Here is a 20,252-nt window from a genome sequence, read left to right as displayed (position 1 = left end):
GTCGATGATGAGATCGTCGCTGGCTTGGAGAGAAGAGGTCGAGAGCAGGCGTGGCCATTTGCTCACGGGCTGTCGCACCTTGCGCTGGCAACTAGACCGGTTCTCAAAAAGAATGTCATAAACGCGTCTTTGGGCGGCACTGGGACTGAAGGATGGAGGGCTGGTCGAACAAAGAGCGTAGGGACTCGATGATACGGTCCTGAAGTTGCTCGGAAGTCTTGGCGATCCAGCCGTTGAACCAGTCGGCTTTCATGCGCAGCCACAACCGCTCAATAGCGTTGAGGTCTGGCGAGCGTGGCGGCAGATACTCCGGCTCGAAGTGATGCCAGTTGAGGCTCTTGGTCTTGTGCCATGAGGCGTTGTCGAGCACCAGGATAGCGCGGCGTCCTTCTACGCGCGGATTCTCTTCGGCCAGAGTGTCGAGGAACACCTGAAAAGTGACGCTGTCGCATAGGTTGAAGAGCAGTGCGCCGAGCCTTCCATCTTTGGGCCGCACGGCACCAAACACATTGTAGCGGATGTGCTCACCGAGATACGGGGAGTGGCGCACCTTGCCGATCTTGGTCCAGGTGCGGCGCGGGCGCGGATCGCCTTCAAAGCCGCTTTCGTCGCTGAACCACAGGTCGACGTTCGGATCGGCCACCCAGTTCTGGAGCTTTTCGCAGAAGGCTTGGCGCTTGTCCTCATCCTGATTGAGCGGCCAAGGGCGCGGAACCTTGATGCGGTAGTCGTGCTCGTGGAGATAGCGCACGGTGGTGCTGTAGCCGAGCTGGGTTTGCAGGTTCTGCTTGATCCAGCCGTGCAATTTCACCGCGGTCCAGTGGCTTTGTCCGGCCAGTGAGGGATCTTCGATGAGAGGTAGGATTTTATCGCTCACCTGTTCCTTGGGCAGGATGCGGCGACGCCCGCTGCTGCGTCCAGGAATGAGACCATCAAGGCCGGCGAGATTGAAGGCTTGGATGAAGCGCAAAACCTGCCGCAGGCTGAAGCCTGAGAGGTCAGCGACTTGCTCGCGGCTCTTGCCTTCATAAAGCCAGCGCAGCGCTTGAAGCCGACGAAAGCCCTTCTTCGTGGGTGAGCAATCCATCGCCACGCCGACCTCTTCCAAGGTCGCGTTTTCGAGATTGAGTGTGATGCACGGGCGGGCCACCGCCGCCTATTAATTACCGCAATTCTAAAAAGTACAGCCTCAATATGACATTCTTTTTGAGAACCGGTCTACGTCTTCGTCGCGCTGGCAACGCGGCTTGGGCGATTTGCTCTCGCACTCGGCGCACCAGCACTCCTTGTGCCGCCTCGTCCATGAGGCCCTGCGCTGCCTCCAGCACCAGTAGCAGCGCTACGGTGTGCTCCAAACAGTGGCTCATGCTGATGCGCAGCACTCCTGCCTGCCGGACTTCTTCATCCTCACTGCTCTGTGCGCAGGCTAGTCGCTCCTCCGCCACCAGTGAGCTGGCGATGAGGAGCGCGGCGAGTTCTTGCTGTGCTGTCTCGGTGCGTTGTGCGCTGAGCAAATGCCCTCCGTGAAGCACGAGCTTGAGTTCTTTGTAAAAGACTTCCTGTTCCCAGCGCTTCGCATACAACGCCAACAACTCACGCGCACTGCCCTGCTGCACGCTCAGGCTCGTCCACAGCCGCACCTTCACCCACTCTCCAGCGGCGTTGCGCACTCGCCCCACGATCTCGCGCACTGGCAACTCGCTCTGGCGCATCGGCGGATGTTTGCGCGGGCGGCCCCGCGCTTTGTTCGCCTCGGGTGTCTGCTTCTCGTCAGCTTTGGACGGAGCTGTTGTTGACGAGTCTGCGCATGGGCTCTCACGCTCGCGCAGACTCACCACCACCTCCGCACTGCCATCGGCATGCACGCTTTGCACTCGCACGGAGAGCTTTTGCCGCACGCGGACCAAAAAGTGACTCTGCGTGCGCTGCGAATGTTTTTGCAGTTCTTTGAGCATCGGAGCCTGCCCGTAATAGCGGTCGGCGATGAGCAGGCTGCGAGCTGGTAGCGCGGCGAGCAACGGATCGGCCAGCGATTTCTCATTGAGCGCACCCAGTGACATCGATACGGCCAGCGGTGCATGGGTGCCGGACTCGACCAGCGTGCTCATGGAGAGCTTGGCAAAGGCTGCCTGCGCACGACGACTGCGGCTTTTGGGCACTTGGGCGTTGATCTGCACGGTGTTAAGCAGGTTCCACTGCCCACCGTCGATGCCGACCAAGCGCAGCCCGGCGAAAAAACACGCTGGATGCCGCTGCTCACAGGCTAGCGGCACCAGGGAGTGGCGCATGCAGGCATCGAAAGCTTGGGTGGATATCTTCAAACGACGCTGGCTTAGCGCCGCGGAGCTGATGCGCACAGCAAAATAACGACCGATGATCTGCTGTAGGCTGCCGCAAGCGTGCAGACTTTGGGCGACCATGCCGGCGATGAGTTGCCAACCGAGAAGTTTGCGTCGCGGCCCTTGGTGCGTTGGCTCTGCCCGCAGTTCCTCGGGCAACTGCTCGACGCCGAGTTTTTGCGGATGCGTGCAGAGAGATGATGTTCGTATCGCGGTGGGCTGGATGGCTTTACCATCTACCGCTAGTTGACTCAGCTACTCAGTTGTACAGCACTCTTTACGCTCCTCTTCGCTTTTTTGCTTAGCGGCATTGGGTCTAGGGAGAGAGTGGCCATGCTTTCCAATAGCACCACTCTGACACTATTCTACATTATTATTTAAAATGCTCTAGAGGTGCTTACTCGAAGGTGACTTCTTCGCGTTCTTTCCAGCGCTTTTCGTGGCGGAGGGCTTTGCGGAAGAATTCGTCTTCTTCGGCGGCGGTGGCGGTGGGGTCGAGGGGCATGCGGAGGCGGATTTCGAGGCCTCGGGGCTGGAGGGTGGAGGCTTCTGCGCCGCCGCCGTGGAGGTGCATGGTGACATAGACGGCCATCATGTTGACGCCGAAGTCGTCGGGACGGCGACTGCGGGTGTAGAAGGGGTCAAAGAGGTTCGCGGCGCGGTCGTGGGTGCTCATGGCTCCGGTGTCGCGGAGGTAGATGACGGCGTGGGCGCGGCCTGCGTTGTCCCGCTCGGTGGTGGCGCTGATCTGGATGCTGTCGCCTTCGGTGAGGTGGGTGAGCTCCTCCATGAAGAGGAGGCGCCACATCTGGCGGAAGCGTCCGCCGTGGACGATGAGGGGCGGGAAGTTCGGGTCGATCTCGATATCGACGTGGAGGTGCTTTTGCTGGAGCTGGGGGCCGAAGACGTTGAGCATCTCGTCGATGACGCCGTGGAGGGTGATTTCATCGGCGCGGACGAGTTTGCGGGACTGGGAGGCATCTGCGACGCGGGAGAGGAGGGTCTGGATGCGCTCGATCTGGGAGGCGGCTTGGCTTTGGATGTCGAGCCAGAAGGAGCTGTCCTTGGGGGCGGCGCCGCCGTTTTCCTCCATGAGCTTCATGGGGGCGAGGTCGATGAAGGCGCGGACGACGGTGAGGGCGTTGCGGAGGTGGTGATTGAGCCCTTCGGCGAGGATGCCTAGGCCGCTGACGCGGTCTGCGGCGAGCATGTGGCGGACGGTGTCGGCTTTTTCGGTGAGGAGGCGCTCACGCTCGACGAGCACGGTGTAGTAGTCGAGGGCGTGGCGGAGGACGAGGCTGAGCTCCTCTGGGTCCCAGGGCTTGTGCAGGTAGCGGAAGACGCGGCCGTCATTGACGGCATCGACGGCGGCCTGGTAGTCGGTGTAGGCGGTGACGAGGATGCGGACGGCATTGGGGCTGAGCTTGCGGGCCTGTTCGAGGAGCTCGACGCCGCTGGCGCCGGGCATGCGCTGGTCGGTGATGAGGAGACCGATCTGGGGGCCGTAGGCCTCGAGGATTTTGTATCCATCGAGGGCGTTGTTGGCGATGTGGATGGTGTATTCGTCGCAGAAGATCTCCCGGAAGTAGTGCAGGGCCTTTTCCTCGTCATCGACATAGAGAATGTGATAGGGGGAGAGCATGGCGGGGCAGGGGGGCACGCTTACTTCGTCTCATCGAGCGCACGGCGGATGCGGTATTTGATGGCGAGCTGATGGGCGGGTGTGGAGGGGAAGTTCATGCCCCGGATGGTCTCGATTTGGAGGAGGGCGCTGCTCTGGGTGGCGTGGAAGTAGATGCCGCTGTGGGCGATGGTGAGGAGGCGGTTGAGGTAATCGAGCTGGATGTTTTGGCGTGCGAGGCTGATGGGCTTCGCGGGATCATCGCCGGTGAAGATGGCCTTGGTGAGGGTGGTGAGGACTTCGTCGAGGCTGACTTGATTGCCGTAGAGGGAGCTGTCCTGGATGCGCTGGAGGGTATTGGGGTGGAGGAGGTGATCGAGGAGGCTGCGCTGGGTGCGGAAGATGAGGCTGAGGGCCTTTGGGTCCTCGCCATCCTCCATGTGCCCGAAACCACGGCGCTGCTGCTGGAGGTGGGCGTAGAGTGCGGCGGGTGCGGTGAGGGCCTCTGGGGCGAAGGCGTGCTTCGCGAGGGCGGCGAGGGCGCGGCGCTGGCGCTCTGCCTCGACGGGGGTGTAGGGGGTGGTGCCTGCGGCCTGGCCCTGGAGGGCACGCTCGACATAGACGCCGCCGACGTAGCGAGACATGGCGGCGAGGGTGCTGTCGAGCTCCTTGAGCATGATGGAGTAGGCGGCGCCGACTTCCTGCCAGCTTTTGCCGGGGGTGGCCGTGTCTTTGAGGATGTTTTGGATCTCGCCGCGGACGAGGTCGCAGCGCTGCTCGCCCCAGGTGATGACGTCGTTGCTCATGTCATAGAGCATGGCGCGGGGGTCGATGGCTTTGCCCGGCATGCGCATGTCATCGGCGTCGTTGGCGAAGCCGAGCTCGTGTTTGTGCGACTGAGCGGCGATGGCTTCGAGGCGCTTTTGTTCTTCGATGGGGTCTTCCAAGGACTCGCTGTAGCCGTACTGGATGGCCCAGTGGTCGTAGGGGCCGGGCTTGGTGGTGTAGTAGTTGCCCTGCTTGATGCCTTTCGGGGCGAAATTGACCGGCGGGTAATCCATGACGGAGCCTGTGAGGCCGACTTTCTCGGTGAGCTGGAGGTTATGGATGTCGGTGGGGCTGTGGAGCTGGCTGGCGCGGAAGTTGTGGTTCAGGCCGAGTGTGTGGCCGACTTCATGGAGGGCGAGGTAGTAGAGGCCTTCTTTGAGCAGGCGATTCATCTCCAGGCGGTCACTTTTCTGCATGCGGAGCATGGTGCTGCCGAGGAGTAGGCCCTGCCGTGCACAGCCGCAGGCCTGGCATGTATGTGGATCCGCACGCATGGCGGCGGTGAGGGCGGATGGGGCCTCATCCTGCTGGGTGGTGCTGCTGCCCATGCCGACGTCGTCGAAGAGCTTCTTACTGAGGATGCGTTTGGAGATGAAGCTGTATTCGAGCATCACATCGGCGCCGAGGATCTCGCCGGTGCGGGGATTGGTGAAGCTGGGGCCATAGCCGCCGAAGGGGGGCTTTACGCTGCTGGTCCAGCGCAGCACATTGTGCTCGATGTCGTCTGCGGACCACTTGGCATCATCGGGCATTTGTTTGACGACGATGGCGTCTTTGAATCCGGCGGTTTCGAAGGCTTCATTCCACTTCAGCACGGCGGCGCGGATGGTGTCGCGGAACTCGATGGGGGTGGTGTTCTCGATCCAGAAGGTGATGGGCGTGACGGGCTCACTCAGCGCGGTGCCGGGCTTCTGCTTCACCAGGCGCCAGCGGTGGATGATGTCACGCCAGGGGGCCACATCGGTGCTGGTCATGTCGGTGACCTGTGTCATGAAGAAGCCGATGCGCGGATCATCAAAGCGGGGCTTGAATCCATCATCCTCGGGCATGGCGAGCAGGGTGTGCTGCACCTGGACGGAGACGTAGCGCGGATTGGTCACATCGGCATCGGCCTCCCAGGCAGGCGTGGGGTTTTCAAAGACGTACTCCGCCAGCACGGCGGTGTTTTTCGGGAAGCCCTGGATGCGGAGGATCTTCGATTTGGTCTCATTCAAGCGGCCTAGCACGGCCCGGTCGCCGCCGGAGCTGCTGCCTTTGATGGCCGAAAGGCTCTCACGCAGGAAGAGGCTGCTGGCGGAGACCAGATAGGCGTCCGAGTCCTCTGCGGCGATCATTTCATTGGCGAGGATGGCGTTGCTGATATTCGCCCGCTTGGCACGGGAAACGGCGTTTTGTGGATCAAAATAGAGGGCGGTGTTTTGCTGGATGAACTCGATGCGATCAAAGGCACGGCGCATGACAAAGACGTAATTATCCCCGTAGCGCCCCCGGAAGTGGCCTGCCTCGACGGGGCCGTCTGCACTGTGCGTGAAGTAGATGAATTCGCGCCCCAGTTGCTCCTTCGTCACGACCATCCAGGCGCTGCCGCGCTCCGTATCCATGTAGCAGCGGAAAAGGCCATCCACACGGGAGAAACCCTTTGTGAAATCGCTGATGCTTTTGCGCTTCGGTTTGTTATCACCACTGGCGGCGGCGGCGGTGCTCGCTGGGGCAGGGGCGGCTGCTTGGGGCTGTGTCGCCGGTTTGGACTCCTGTTTGGGCTCCGGCTTCGGTTCGGGCTTGGGCTCGGGCTTGGGCTCGGGTTTCGGTTCCGGTTTGGGTTCGGGCTTTGGATCGGGCTTTGGGTCGGGTTTGGGCTCCGGTTTCGGCTCTGGGGCGGGAAGGGGCTTCGGAGTCGGCTTGGCGGGTTCGGGCTTCGCGGGGGTGGGAGCCGGTTTTGGCTGCGGCTTGACCTCGGGGGCTCCCTGAAGGCTCAGGGAGAGGGTGATGCAGGCGAAGATAGGGCGGAGGAGCATGGCACGGGGTGGGTTGGAGACGGAAAATCTAAGAGCAGGAACGCGTTTGTGCATCTTTTTCATTTAAAAAACCATAATTATTAACATTCAGGAGCCCCTTTGCAGGCCTCCAAAGCAAAGCTGTCCTTGTCCAAAAGCACGAATGCGCTTAGCCTTTGCGCCCCCTCCTCCTCCCAAAACCATGTTTGAATCCATCCGCCGGGCCAAATTGCAGCGTGAGGGGCTTTCCTGTGGAAAGACCCGGCGCAAGCACCAGGAGGGGGATCTGCTGGATGAGCTCCGCACGCATCCAGGGGCAGCGGTGGGCGTGTTTGCGTTCTTTTTTGTCGGGTTGCTCTTTCTGATGCACCTCACGCCGCAGCTCGGTGAAGGCGTGCCATCGCCAGATCTGCTCGATTGGCTCAGTGTCGCCGCCCTGGGCACTGCCTTGGTCGTCCACCAGCGTGTGGCGCTGCGCAGTGAGCTGGAGGAGAATTCCGTCCTCCTCCTGACGCTCTGCACCCTTTTGCTGCATCTCGGGCTCGGTGCGGTGGTCCTCTATTATACAAGGGACATGCCCGCACCGCTGCGGGTGATGACCATGCCGCATTATTTCGCCCCGCTGGTGCTCTCGGTCATGCTCGGTCGGCGTATCGGCCTGATGGGGGCCATTTATGCCACCCTGTTTGGCACGCTCATCTTTGGTGGACTGGTCAATCCGCTCACCTATCTGGCTACCTCCTCGCTGCTGGGCTTTCTGGTCATCGTCTTCACCCACCGGGTGCGGAAGCGCAATCGCCTCTTCACCGCTGGGGTGCTGGCCGGGCTCGTCGCGGCGGTTTTTTCCCTGCTGCTGCACTACGCGAGTAGCTCCATGGAGTCCGTAGGCCTGGGGCGCATGCTCGGCACGCCCTTCGTCATCGGGGTGCTCACGGGCATGGTCGTCGGTGGCCTGATGCCGACGCTGGAGCAGCTCTTTGGCGTCACCACGGAGGTCTCCTGGCTGGAGCTGGCCGATCTGAATCACCCGCTCATGCGCCGCCTCTCCATCGAGGCCCCTGGGACCTACCATCACAGCCTCGTCGTCGCCAATCTCGCAGAGGCTGCTGCGGAGAAAATCAGTGCCAGCGCCACCATGTGCCGCGTCTGCGCCTATTTCCATGACATCGGCAAGCTCAGTAAGCCGGAGTACTTTGTCGAGAACATGGACCCCGCTGCCAATCCGCATGAAGACCTCACCGCACGCATGAGTGCCCTGGTCATCATCGCCCATGTGAAAGACGGCGTCGATCTCGCCATCAAGCACAACCTCAACAGCCGCGTCATCGACGTCATCGAGCAGCATCACGGCACCTCCCTAGCGTGGTATTTCTACCGCCAAGCACTCGATCAAAAGGCGGAAATCCTCCGCCTCGTCGAGCAGCAAAAGGCCAAAGAAGACGATGTGCCGCAGGTCAGCGAGGAGGTCTTCCGCTATCCCGGACCGAAGCCGCAGTTCAAAGAATCGGCCATCATCTCGCTCGCCGATGCCGTGGAGAGTGCCTCCCGCACCCTGGACAAGCCCAATGCCTCTCGTATTGAAACCATGGTCGATGAGATCGTCCACGCCCGCATGCTCGATGGCCAGCTCGATGAGTGTGATCTCACCATCGCCGAGCTCGCCAAGGTCAAAGCCAGCTTCTGCAAATCCCTCCTCAGCATGATGCATGGCCGCATCAAGTACCAGAAGGTCACTGAGACACCCACGACGCAGATCACCCGTGATGAGCCCCGCGGCATCGTCGGTACAGCGCCGCAGACCACCTCTTCTGGGCAGCACTCCGTCAGCATCGCCGCCGTGCCTGATGAGCCGCCCACCACCACGACCTCCATGCAGATCGTCGAGGCCTCCTTCGCCGGCCCTGATGCCCAGGCCTCCATCAAAAAACGTACCTCTCGGCGTAAATCACCCCAGGCTGCCGCGTGATCCGCGATGCGGCGTCGATTTAGAGCCGCTCGTGGATGCTGAGGTGGTCTGGCGGCGGATGATCGGCGTCGATGTCGTGGACTTCGACGATGCGGCCATCATCCATCGCCGCGATGCGGTCCGCGTGGTGAAAGATGCGATTGTCATGGGTGACGATGAGCACCGCGCGGTCCTGAGCACGGGCCACCTTCTCAAAGAGCTCCATCACGATGTGGCCATTCTTCGCATCGAGGGCCGCCGTGGGCTCATCGCAGATGATGAGGCGGGGCTCATGCACCAGTGCACGGGCGATGGCGATGCGCTGCTGCTGACCACCAGAGAGCTGCGCCGGGCGGTGGCTCGCACGATCCGCTAGACCGACCTGATCGAGCACCTCGCGGGCTTTTTTCTCCGCTTTCCAGGCGGATTGCCCCTGGATGAGCAGCGGCACACTGATGTTCTCCGCACAGGTGAGCGTGGGGATCAGATTAAACGCCTGGAAGATGAAACCGATATTCCGTGCACGGAAGCGGGTGATTTGTGCGCTGCTCATTTTCCGCAAATCCTCCCCTAGGACCTGTAGGCTGCCTTCATCCGCAGCGAGCGTCCCCGCGATGATGCTGATGAGCGTCGTCTTGCCGCAGCCAGAGGGGCCGACCAGCATGGTGATGTCTCCGCCTCGCACCTCGAGGTCGATGCCTTTGAGCACCCGCAGGCGTGATTCACCATCCCCGAAGCTCTTCGAGATCCCCTGTACCTTGGCAGCGAGAGTGACGGCGGCTTGGCTCATAGAATAATCAACTGCGGAAAACCATCGCGGGCTCTAACCGGCTCACACGCCAGATACCCATGAGAGCAGCGAGCATGCAGATGCCCAAAATGACCGCCAACACCACGAATGGAACGAATTCCGGCAGGTAAAAAGGTGGCTCCTCGTTTTTGAGTGCCCCCATCGCGAAACCAGACGTCAGCAGCAGCCCGATGCCGTATCCGACAAGTCCAACGGTGAAGGCCTGCGTGATGAGCATCAGGCAAAGAGTGCCTGTTGATGTGCCCATGGCCTTCAGTGCCCCGAGGTGCCGCATGTTCTCCAGCACAAAGGAGTAAAAGGTCTGGCAACTCACCGCCATCCCGACCAGTAGCCCCACGATGACCGTGATGCCGAAGGAAATCGGGATGCCCGTATTCTTGATGTACCAATAGACGGTAGAGACATTGAAGTTCTGTGTTTTCCCCTGCTGCACATACTCGCGGAAGTCGGCGTAGCTGGCTTCTTCATTGATGAAGGCCTTTAGCCCCGTCTCCCGGCGGATGTCCTCCACGGCTTTCTGGAGGCTGATGCCTTCACGCGGAGCACAGATCACAGCCTGGAGCATTTTTCGCTGCGGGGGGACGTATTGCAGAGCCCGCTCATAGGTGGTCCAGACATAGGGGCCACCGGTGAAGGAGTTTGCCGCATCGGCGATGCCTACGACACGGGCTTCTTGGTCGTTGATCTCGAAAACATCGCCGATTTTCACGGGCGTCTTGGGATCTGTCTTTAGCCGCTTAAAGGCCGCCATGTCGTCAATAATGACAGAGTGCGGCTGCCGTAGCTGCATGAGATTCCCCGCCAGCAACTTCGCCGGGGCTCCGGCCAGGGTATTCGAGTCGATGCCGATGAGTTGGATGATTTTAAAGCTGCCATTTTGCAGCTTCACACGCTGGATACCGCTATAAATCGGAGAGGCCCAGGCCACGCTGCTCACGCTACGCACACGGGCGACATCGGTGTCGAGCAGCGGATTGGTCTCATTCACCTGCTCGACCCGTTCCTCCACCACCCAGATGGGTGCAGGCACATTGCGGATCGTGCTGCGGGTCCAGTTCATCAGCCCACAGAACACCGCCGTCTGCTGCGCCATCAAAAAAGTCGCCACCGTCAGCCCCGCGACGAGCATGAGATACTTCGCTGTATCGCCAAAGAGCATTTTGAGAGCGAGTCGGAGCATTTTTGAGAATCGAAAAGCGGGAGTGGCAGCAGGAGACCCCGCAAAAAGCGCGGTTTCGGCCCCTTAGCGACTACAAACCCTCAAATGTCAAATTTTTGACCCATTTTCCTATCGGAGCTTACTATCTCCATGACTGCTGCATTTTGCTCTTTGCGAAGGAATTCAGCGTGTTAGAGTCCGCGCTCTTTTCCCGAAAATGCCGTCCCCAATCTCGGCCATTTTGAGCCCATTGGTCATTCTTCTGCCTGAATCGACCAAGGGCGGCAGCGTACCAGGATTTTTAATCGCATGATCGTACTCGGTCTCAATGCCTTTCACGGCGACTCATCCGCCGCCCTCGTCAAAGATGGCAAACTCATCGCTGCCGCAGAAGAGGAGCGCTTCCGCCGCATCAAGCACTGGTCCGGTCTGCCCACCGAGGCCATGAAATGGTGCCTGGCCGATGCCGGACTCAAGCTGGGCGACGTCGATCACATCGCCATCAACCGCAATCCGAAGGTCAACAACCTCCGCCGTGCCCTCTATGTCCTGCAAAAGCGTCCCAGCATCAGTTTGATCTGGAAACGCCTCGCCAACATCAAACGCGCCGCCTCCTTCGAAGACAACGTCCAAGCGGCATTCCCCGGTGAAACGCTCAAAGCCCAGGTCCATCGCGTAGAGCACCATTTGGCTCATTTGGCCTCCGCCTTCCTCGTTTCCGACTTTGATCAGGCTGTCTGCCTTTCCATCGACGGCTTTGGCGACTTCGCCAGCTCCACCTGGGGCATGGGGCAGGGGAATGACATCCGCATCGACGGTCGCGTCTATTTCCCGCACTCGCTGGGCATCTTTTACAGCGTCATCACCCAGTTCATCGGCTTCCCGTATTTCGGCGATGAATACAAGGTCATGGGCCTCGCCCCCTACGGCGAGCCCAAATACCTCAAAGAGATGCGCGAACTCGTCCACATCCAGCCGGACGGCACCTTCAAGCTCAACTTGAAGTACTACCGTCACCACGATGAGGACGTGCATTACACCTGGGACAACTGCATTCCCGAAGTCGGCACCCTTTACAAAAAAGAGCCCATGGAGGCCCTCTTCGGCCCCCAACGCGAAAAAGGAGCCCCCTTGGAGCAAAAACACCGAGATCTCGCCCGCAGTGCTCAGGCCATGTATGAAGAGGCCTTCTTCGCCATGCTGCAAAGCCTCCACGCGAAGTACAAGTGCGACGACCTCGCCTTCGCCGGTGGCTGCGCCATGAACTCCGTCGCCAACGGCAAGGTGTACCTCAACAGCCCCTTCAAGCGCATGTACCTCCCCGCCTCCGCAGGAGACGCCGGTGGAGCCATCGGAGCCGCATTCGTGGTCAGCAGGCAGCAAAACCCGACGAAATACGTCATGGACCACGCCTACGTCGGTCCACGCTCCACCGACGACGAGATCAAAACGCTGCTCGAAACTCGCACCGCCGACATCCAGGCCGAAAACTGCACCGTGCGCCGCTACGACGACGAAGGCGAGCTTTGCAAAACCACCGCCACTGCCATCACCGAAGGCAAAGTCATCGGTTGGTTCCAAGGTCGCATGGAATGGGGCCCACGAGCCCTCGGCAACCGCAGCATCCTCGGCGATCCCCGCCGTGCCGACATGAAGGACATGCTCAACCTCAAGATCAAGCGCCGCGAGTCCTTCCGCCCCTTTGCCCCGTCCATCATGCGTGAATACGTCACCGAATGGTTCGAGCAAGACGACGACGTGCCCTTCATGATGGAGGTCTTCCAAGTCCGCCCTGAAAAACGCGCTCAAGTCCCCGCCACCACCCACGTCGATGGCTCCGGCCGCCTCCAGACCGTTCACAAGGAGACCAATCCGCGCTACCACCGCCTCATCGACAGCTATCGCCAGATCACCGGCGTCCCCATCGTCCTGAACACCAGCTTCAACGAAAACGAACCCGTCGTCTGCAAACCCCAGGAAGCCCTCGACTGCTTCCTCCGCACCAAAATGGACGTCTTGGTGCTCAATGACTGGATCGTCACCCGCTGACGCGGGTTTCGTCATTCCGATTTACTCATTCGTCATTCTCATGAAGGGCATCATTCTCGCTGGCGGCGCTGGCTCCCGTCTTTACCCGCTCACGCAGGTCGCTTCCAAGCAACTCCAGCCGGTTTATGACAAGCCGATGGTCTATTACCCGCTCACGGTGCTCATCGCATCCGGCGTGCGCGAGTTCTGCCTCATCTCCACCCCGCACGACCTGCCACGCTTCAAGCAACTGCTCGGCGATGGCAAAGCCTGGGGCCTCAGCATCGAATACCGCGAGCAACCGAAGCCCGACGGCATCGCGCAGGCCTTTTTGATCGCCGAGAGCTTCATCGGCAAAGACCCCGTCACTCTCATGCTTGGGGACAACCTCTTCTTCGGCGGCGATGCCTTCCCGCGTGCCTTTGGCGAGTTTGAAAGCGGTGCCACCGTCTTCGCCTACCACGTCAATGACCCCGAGCGTTACGGCGTCGTCGAATTCGGCCCTGATGGCCGCGCCATCTCCCTCGAAGAAAAACCCGCACACCCGCGCAGCAACTACGCCGTCCCCGGCGTCTATTTGTATGACAACGACGTCATCGAAATCGCCCGCAACACTAAGCCCTCTCCGCGCGGCGAGCTCGAAATCACCGACGTGAACAAAGAATACCTCCGTCGCGGCACGCTCAAAGTCTCACGTCTTAGCCGCGGCACCGCTTGGCTCGACGCCGGCACCAGCACCAGCCTCCACGAAGCCTCCGCCTACGTCCAGACCATCGAAAAACGTCAAGGCGTCAAACTCGGCTGCCCGGAGGAAGCCTCCCTCCATCGCGGCTTCCTCAGCATCGACGAATTCGAGCACCTTCTCACCACCATGCCCAAGTGCGAATACCGCGACTACCTCACCGAAGTCGCCGCCGATGTCCGCAAGCATGGCCTCGTCGGAGCATAATCTATTATGAATCTCCTCATCACCGGCGGCGCAGGCTTCATCGGCTCCAACCTCATCCGGCTCGTCATCGACAAGCCGGAGGTGAACAAGCTGATCAACCTCGATTGCCTCACCTACGCCGGTCATTTGGAAAACCTGGACGGCATCCACGACGTCCATCCGCGCTACGCCTTCGAAAAAGTCGATCTGCGCGACAAAGACGAAGTCCTCCGCGTTGTCCGCGAGCATGACATCACGCACGTCATGCACCTCGCCGCTGAAAGCCACGTTGATCGCAGCATCACCGGCCCCGGCGACTTCATCACCACCAACATCAACGGCACCTTCAACCTCCTGGAAGCATGTCGCTCCCATTGGCTGACAACGGAGAACCGCGAACCGGGAACCGCGAACCGCTTTCACCACGTCAGCACCGACGAAGTCTATGGCACTCTCGGCGACACCGGTTTCTTCACCGAAACCACGCCCTACGCGCCAAACTCGCCTTACAGCGCCTCCAAAGCCTCCAGCGATCTCCTCGTCCGTGCCTACCACCACACCTACGGCCTGCCGACGGTCATCACCAACTGCTCGAACAACTACGGCCCGTATCAGTTCCCCGAAAAGCTCATCCCCGTCGTCATCCAGAGCATCCAGGCTCGCAAAGCCATCCCCGTGTATGGCGACGGCATGAACGTGCGCGACTGGCTCTACGTCGGCGATCACGCCGAGGCTCTGTGGACCGTTTTGACGAAAGGAGCCCTCGGCGAGACCTACAACATCGGCGGGCACAATGAGAAAGCCAACCTGCACCTCGTGCAGCTCATGTGCGACCTCATCGATGAGTTCAAACCCGAGCTCGGCGGCAATTCGCGCTCATTGATCACCTTCGTCACCGACCGCCCTGGCCATGATCGCCGCTACGCCATCGACGCCAGCAAAATCGACCACGAACTCGGCTGGCGGCCCGCGCACACCTTTGAAACCGGCATCCGCGAAACCGTGAAGTGGTATCTGGAAAACCAAAGCTGGGTCAAAGCAGTCAAAGGCTAATTCATCATGACTCCGTCCCAACTCGCCAGCTTGCCGTACATTTTCATGTGCATCGGCTTCACCGTCACGGGGCAGCTACTCATGAAGTGGGGCATGCTCAAAGTAGGAAAGGTTCCTTCGGTATCCGCTGAGGTCCCCATGTTTTTGCTGAAGGCGCTGTTTCATCCGGGGAACTTCTTCAGCCTCGTCTGCGCCTTCCTAGCCGTTGGGAGTTGGATGGCGGCGCTATCGAGGGCAGACATCAGTTTCGCGTATCCCTTTATGTCGCTGGCCATCGTTCTTGTGCTGGCACTCACACCGACTCTGTTCAGTGAAAACGTCGCCATGAAGCAGTGGATCGGCGTCGGAATCGTCTGCCTGGGGTTGTACATCTCATCGCGTCCTAGTTAAAAGAGTCATGTTCATTCATAGTGGCAAACTAGAGCACCTGCTCCGCCCGGAGGACTACTCCAGTACGGAGTTTTGGCAGGATGAAGTGGAGCACCTCTTTCGCAAAAGCTGGCAATACATCGGCGTCAGCGACCAGCTCGGTAAAGAGGGCAGCTACATCGCTCGCGACATCGCTGGCGTGCCCGTTGTGGTGAGGAATTTCGGCGGGGAGATCAAAGGCTTCCGGAATGTCTGCCCGCACCGCCACTCCATGATCGTCAAAGAGGGCACGGGCTGCACGGAGAAGCTCAAGTGCATGTATCACGGCTGGGAATTCGGCGAAAAGGGTCAAATCAGCCACCTGCCAGACGGTTCTAGCTTTCGTGGCATCAAAGCCACCGACTACTGCCTCACACCTGTGCGGCTCTCACGCATCGGTTCACTGATTTTTGCCAATCTCGCTCCTGGAGACAGCACCATCCAGCAAGACATGCCAGACCTCGCCGCCGAGCTGGATCAATACTTTGGCAAGCATAAGCTCATCTGGCATTGGACCACTGAGCATAAGACGAACTGGAAAATCATCGAAGAAAACGCGGTGGAGAGCTACCATGTCCCCATGGCGCACCCGACGACTTTCACGGACTACAAGGCGGCCGAGCTGCATGATCATCGCCTCAACCCCGCTTACACTCGGTACGGCGACTTGGAGCCCTGGAAAACTGGCATCGTCGATCGCGGCTTTAAATTCCTCTCCAAGTTCCTCCTCCCGAGCCCGAACTACGAGCGCTTCAAGCACACGCACATCTTCCCGAATAACCTGCTCTATTATAATGAGATTTTTTCCACTTGGGCCTTTGTGCAGCCCGTGGCCGCAGGCGTGACACGCTATGAAATCGTGGGCTTCATGCCCCGCGAAGTAAAAGGCGGCTGGCCCATGCAGATCGCTCTGCGTGTCATCATTCAGCCCCTCATCAAGCAGTTTGCCAAGATCCTCATCGAGGACATGGACATCTGGCCCATGATCCATCATGGCTTGGAAAATAGCCGAAACAAAGGCGTCATGAGCTGCCGTGAAGAGCGCGTTTTCGCCTTCCAGCAGTACATTCTCGATCGCTTGCCCGAAAAGTGGCGCAATCGCTGATCCCAGCGCTTCCGATGCCTCAAATCTCCATCGTCATCCCGGTCTATAAAGCACTCGAGTGTATCGTCGAGCTTCATCGTCGGCTCACCGACGCCGTTTCGGCCATCACGCCGGATTACGAACTCGTGTGGGTCGAAGACTGCGGCAAAGACGGCTCTTGGGAGCGCATGCAGCAGCTCGCCGCAGGTGATCGCAAGCTCAAAGCCATCAAAATGAGCCGCAACTTCGGCCAGCACTACGCCATCGCGGCCGGACTCGATGCCGCAGACGGCGAATGGATCGTCGTCATGGACTGCGACCTTCAAGATAAGCCCGAAGAGATCGGCAAACTCTTCACCAAGGCTCAGGAAGGCTACGATGTCGTCCTCGCTCGCCGCCACCTGCGTATCGACTCCTTTTACCGTCGCTTCGTCTCCTGGCTGTTCATTCAGATCTACAACTACCTCGGCGACATCAAGGTGGACAACTCCATCTCGAATTTCTCCATCTCCTCCCGCCGCGTCATCGACAGCGTGCGCCGCTTTCGTGAGCGAAACCGCTCCTTCCCCATCTTCCGCGACGCCGTCGGCTTCAAGACCACCACTGTGGATGTCGAGCATGCAGCCCGCTTCGCTGGAAAAAGCTCTTATAGTTTTCTGAAGCTCCTCGACTTCGCCATTCAGTGCATCGTTGCGCAATCTAGCAAGCCGCTGCGCCTCTCCATCAAGATTGGCTTCTCCCTCGCTCTCGCTTCCGGGTTTTACGCAGCCTTGCTGATCTTCCGCTACTTCTACTTTGGCACCGCCCTGCAAGGCTGGACGAGCACGATGGTCGCTGTCAGCTTCTTCTTTGGCCTTGTGCTCGCGAATCTCGGTGTGATCGGCCTCTATCTCGGAAAAATCTTCGACGAGGTCAAAGGGCGGCCACTCTACATCGTCGAAACCGCGTTGAACCTCGCCCCACCCATTCCTGTGCCCGCCACCACAGGCGCGGCCACTCAGCGTCTGGTCAAAGAGTAAGTCTATGCAGGTTCACCTTAATGAAATCGACTCCCTTGCCTTTGGCGGCGCGGTGCTCGGCATTAGTGAATTCGACGCGCAGGCCGACTTCGCCGCTTTTGAGGGAGAATATCGTGCACAGCACTCACCGCGCTATGTTTCAGCCAAAGTGCCCGTGGGTGATTTGACCGCGATTCATGCCCTGGAGGCTGCAGGCTTCCGTTTGGTCGAAATCCAGCTCACTGGCGACATTCCTGTCCAACAGCGCAACACCGAAGGCCAGCCTTACCGATTTGAAAAAGTTACTAGCGAAGCCGTTTTGGCCGAAGTACTCGAAATCGCCGGAACCAGCTTCGATCTCGACCGCTACAGCAAAGACCCCGGCATCGGCGCAGTGCTCGGTGGCCGTCGTTATCAAGAGTACGTCAAAAAATCCTTCCTCGCTGCCGATGAAGAAGTCTGCCGCATGGTCGATCCGGCGGATGGCCGCACACTCACCTTCAAGACGCATAAATTTGCCGCTCCAGATCACGCCATCGGTCTGCTCAGTGCCGTGCGGGTGGATCACAAAGGCAGCGGCATCGGTCTCATCGCTGACAGCTTTTATTTCAACTACCTCGGCAGCCTCGGCGTGAAACGAGTCACCACCAGCTTCTCCGCTGAACACCGCGTCATCGTGCAGCACCTCATCGGCAACATGCGCCTCAAAGTCCGTTCCACTCACGCCATCCTCCGCAAACTCTACTGAAAACCATGAACATCGCCGAATTCATCACGCACCTCGAATCTGCCATCGACTCGCCAGTAGGAAGCATTAGCGCTGGTCAGGCTCTCTCCGACATCCTGGAGTGGGATTCACTCGCGGTGGTTAGTTTCATCGCATTGGCTGATGCCAAGTATGGCAAAAAAGTCTCTCCCGCTGCGCTCAAAGACTGCAAAACCGTCGATGACCTCGCCGCGCTCGTAGCCTGATCCTCATGCCATTGCTCAAAATCAACGGAGTCAGCCTCGCTGGCGTCGCCAGTGCCGTTCCCGCAGCAAAGTGGGATAGTGCAGCGGCTGTCGCTGCCTTTGGGGCCGAAGATCTCGCCAAGATCACCCGTAGCACGGGGGTCAAACAGCGCCATGTCTCCACAGGCACGCTCTGTGCCTCTGATTTGTGCTATGAAGCCGCAGATCGACTGATAAACGAACTCGGCTGGGAACGAGACAGCGTGGACTTTCTCCTTTTTGTCTCACAAACAGGCGATCATGTGCTTCCAGCCACGAGCTGTGTGCTCCAGCATCGTTTGGTCCTCTCGAAGGACTGTGCCTGCTTTGACATTGGCATGGGCTGCTCAGGTTATGTGTACGGCCTTTGGACGGCGAGCAGCCTCATCGCCGCATCAGGTCTGAAACGCGGCCTCTTGCTCGTCGGTGACACGATTGGTCGGCTCACCTCGCCACAGGATCGTTCCACTTCGTTACTCTTCGGTGATGCGGGCAGTGCTACCGCACTCATACAGGATGGGAATGCCTCTTCGATGACATTCTCGCTCGGTACAGACGGTGCAGGCTGGAAAAACCTCATCGTGCCCGCAGGTGGCTGCCGCATTCCCGCCAGTGTGGAAACTGCCCAGCGTCATAAAGTGGAAGGGAATAATGAACGTGGTCAGCAGGACCTCTATATGGATGGAGCAGAAATTTTTGCCTTCACCCTGGCTGAGGTGCCGCCGCTCATCGCCGGACTGATGGAGTCAAGCGGATGGACAGCCGCAGACGTGGACGCTTTCCTCTTTCATCAGGCAAATAAATTCATGCTCCAGCACCTCGGCACCAAGATGAACGTGCCGTTGGATAAAACCCCACTCTCCCTCGGTGAGTATGGCAACACTAGCTGTGCCTCTATCCCACTCACACTCACCGTCACCCGTAGAGATGCCCTCGCTGCAGGCTCACTGCGCCTCGTGATGGCCGGATTCGGCGTCGGCTACTCTTGGGCAGGCTGCTCTCTCACCACTGGCCCCTTGATCTGCCCAGAGCTGATACTCGTGGACGAAAAACGATGAACGTCTTCATCAAAGCCATCGAATACCATCTGCCGGAGCGCGTGCTCGGTAATGAGGAGCTCTCCCGCGAGTTTCCCGAATGGACGCCAGAGCGCATTGAGGCAAAAATCGGGATCACCGAGCGCCACATCGCTGCTGAAGGTGAAACCGCCGCCGATCTCGGCGTGAAGGCCGCGCAGAAGCTTTTTGCTAGCGGAGCCTGCACGCCAGCGGACATCGACTTTTTGCTCTTTTGCACGCAAAGCCCGGATTATTGCCTGCCGACGAGCGCCTGCGTCATGCAGCATCGCCTGGGCCTTCCGACGACGGCTGGAGCGCTCGACTTCAATCTCGGCTGCTCCGGCTATGTTTATGGCCTGAGCCTCGCCAAGGGCCTGATCGAGACGGGACAGGCGAAGCGAGTGCTCCTCATCACCGCAGACACCTATAGCAAATTCATGCATGTTCAGGACAAGTCCGTCCGCACCCTTTTCGGCGATGCCGCTGCTGCCACACTGTTAGAAGCGGGTGAGCAGGAAAGTGTCGGTCCTTTTGTCTTTGGCACCGATGGGGCAGGGGCACATCATCTCATCGTCGAAGCCGGTGCTGCACGTAAACCACAGTCCAGTGACGAAGTCTCCTGGGATGAACACGGCAATCCAAAGAGCGAAAGCTGCCTTTTCATGAATGGGCCCGAGATTTTCGCCTTCACGCAGGATATGGTGCCCAAGTCGATCGACACCCTACTCGCGAAAGTGGAGATGAAGCACGATGACATCGACCTTTTCGTTTTCCACCAAGCCAACCAATACATGTTGGAATTTTTGCGCCGCAAAATAGGCATCCCCAAGGAAAAATTCGTCGTCAGCATGCGGACCACAGGCAATACCGTCTCTGCCACCATCCCCATCGCTCTTCGCGAGGCCCAAAAAGAAGGCAAGCTGCATGCAGGAATGAAAATCATGTTGGTGGGCTTCGGTGTCGGCTACTCATGGGCCGCCACACTTCTGCGCTGGCAGGCATGAGGGT

17 protein-coding genes are annotated in these 20,252 nt (G+C 59.4%); 11 read left to right on the top strand and 6 right to left on the bottom strand.

The genetic code is table 11. The features are described 5' to 3' along the window. Positions 1-115 precede the first annotated feature (115 nt). From IPK32_03910 to IPK32_03895, 4 genes are all read right to left on the bottom strand, one after another. The gene (locus IPK32_03910; GenBank protein ID MBK8091150.1) at positions 116-1,150 is read right to left on the bottom strand and encodes an IS630 family transposase; all 1,035 of its coding nucleotides are present in this window, start codon (positions 1,148-1,150) and stop codon (positions 116-118) included. Between the two features lie 13 nt (positions 1,151-1,163). Next, positions 1,164-2,498: an IS4 family transposase gene (locus tag IPK32_03905; protein MBK8091149.1), complete on the bottom strand. Its 1,335-nt coding sequence runs from the start codon at positions 2,496-2,498 to the stop codon at positions 1,164-1,166. Positions 2,499-2,736: 238 nt separating this feature from the next. After that, positions 2,737-3,981, bottom strand: a complete 1,245-nt coding sequence (locus IPK32_03900) for a hybrid sensor histidine kinase/response regulator (GenBank protein MBK8091148.1) — start codon at positions 3,979-3,981, stop codon at positions 2,737-2,739. Positions 3,982-4,001: 20 nt separating this feature from the next. Beyond that, complete coding sequence (locus tag IPK32_03895; GenBank protein MBK8091147.1) at positions 4,002-6,803, bottom strand: zinc-dependent metalloprotease; 2,802 nt, start codon at positions 6,801-6,803, stop codon at positions 4,002-4,004. A gap of 181 nt (positions 6,804-6,984) precedes the next feature. On the opposite strand from IPK32_03895, the gene IPK32_03890 reads away from it, so the two are divergent. Then, complete coding sequence (locus tag IPK32_03890) at positions 6,985-8,748, top strand: HDIG domain-containing protein (protein ID MBK8091146.1); 1,764 nt, start codon at positions 6,985-6,987, stop codon at positions 8,746-8,748. Positions 8,749-8,767: 19 nt separating this feature from the next. On the opposite strand, the gene IPK32_03885 is transcribed toward IPK32_03890, so the two are convergent. Beyond that, entirely contained in the window at positions 8,768-9,517 is a 750-nt protein-coding gene (locus IPK32_03885) for an ABC transporter ATP-binding protein (protein MBK8091145.1), read from the bottom strand. Positions 9,518-9,524: 7 nt separating this feature from the next. After that, on the bottom strand, positions 9,525-10,718 hold the full coding sequence (locus tag IPK32_03880) for an ABC transporter permease (GenBank protein ID MBK8091144.1): 1,194 nt from the start codon (positions 10,716-10,718) through the stop codon (positions 9,525-9,527). A gap of 288 nt (positions 10,719-11,006) precedes the next feature. On the opposite strand from IPK32_03880, the gene IPK32_03875 reads away from it, so the two are divergent. The 10 genes from IPK32_03875 to IPK32_03830 are packed head-to-tail and all read left to right on the top strand — an operon-like array spanning position 11,007 to position 20,248. Next, complete coding sequence (locus IPK32_03875) at positions 11,007-12,746, top strand: carbamoyltransferase (protein ID MBK8091143.1); 1,740 nt, start codon at positions 11,007-11,009, stop codon at positions 12,744-12,746. Between the two features lie 40 nt (positions 12,747-12,786). Continuing rightward, complete coding sequence (gene rfbA / locus IPK32_03870; GenBank protein ID MBK8091142.1) at positions 12,787-13,674, top strand: glucose-1-phosphate thymidylyltransferase RfbA; 888 nt, start codon at positions 12,787-12,789, stop codon at positions 13,672-13,674. A gap of 6 nt (positions 13,675-13,680) precedes the next feature. Next, positions 13,681-14,706: a dTDP-glucose 4,6-dehydratase gene (rfbB, locus tag IPK32_03865; GenBank protein MBK8091141.1), complete on the top strand. Its 1,026-nt coding sequence runs from the start codon at positions 13,681-13,683 to the stop codon at positions 14,704-14,706. Between the two features lie 6 nt (positions 14,707-14,712). Continuing rightward, the gene (locus IPK32_03860) at positions 14,713-15,096 is read left to right on the top strand and encodes an EamA family transporter (GenBank protein ID MBK8091140.1); all 384 of its coding nucleotides are present in this window, start codon (positions 14,713-14,715) and stop codon (positions 15,094-15,096) included. Positions 15,097-15,103: 7 nt separating this feature from the next. Beyond that, a complete protein-coding gene (locus tag IPK32_03855; protein ID MBK8091139.1) occupies positions 15,104-16,219 on the top strand; it encodes an aromatic ring-hydroxylating dioxygenase subunit alpha in 1,116 nt (371 codons plus the stop codon). Positions 16,220-16,233: 14 nt separating this feature from the next. After that, complete coding sequence (locus IPK32_03850) at positions 16,234-17,217, top strand: glycosyltransferase family 2 protein (protein ID MBK8091138.1); 984 nt, start codon at positions 16,234-16,236, stop codon at positions 17,215-17,217. Positions 17,218-17,221: 4 nt separating this feature from the next. Continuing rightward, the gene (locus IPK32_03845) at positions 17,222-17,944 is read left to right on the top strand and encodes a hypothetical protein (protein MBK8091137.1); all 723 of its coding nucleotides are present in this window, start codon (positions 17,222-17,224) and stop codon (positions 17,942-17,944) included. A gap of 5 nt (positions 17,945-17,949) precedes the next feature. Then, positions 17,950-18,168 (top strand): acyl carrier protein, encoded by a 219-nt coding sequence (locus tag IPK32_03840; GenBank protein ID MBK8091136.1) that lies wholly within the window; start codon positions 17,950-17,952, stop codon positions 18,166-18,168. Between the two features lie 5 nt (positions 18,169-18,173). Next, the gene (locus IPK32_03835) at positions 18,174-19,244 is read left to right on the top strand and encodes a ketoacyl-ACP synthase III (GenBank protein MBK8091135.1); all 1,071 of its coding nucleotides are present in this window, start codon (positions 18,174-18,176) and stop codon (positions 19,242-19,244) included. Then, on the top strand, positions 19,241-20,248 hold the full coding sequence (locus IPK32_03830) for a ketoacyl-ACP synthase III (protein ID MBK8091134.1): 1,008 nt from the start codon (positions 19,241-19,243) through the stop codon (positions 20,246-20,248). Before IPK32_03835 ends, IPK32_03830 begins: the two co-directional genes overlap by 4 nt. Positions 20,249-20,252 lie beyond the last annotated feature (4 nt).

The organism is Verrucomicrobiaceae bacterium, assembly GCA_016713035.1.
In the GTDB taxonomy this organism is placed as follows: Bacteria; Verrucomicrobiota; Verrucomicrobiia; order Verrucomicrobiales; family Verrucomicrobiaceae; genus Prosthecobacter.
This window is presented reverse-complemented; position numbering and strand designations above follow the sequence as displayed.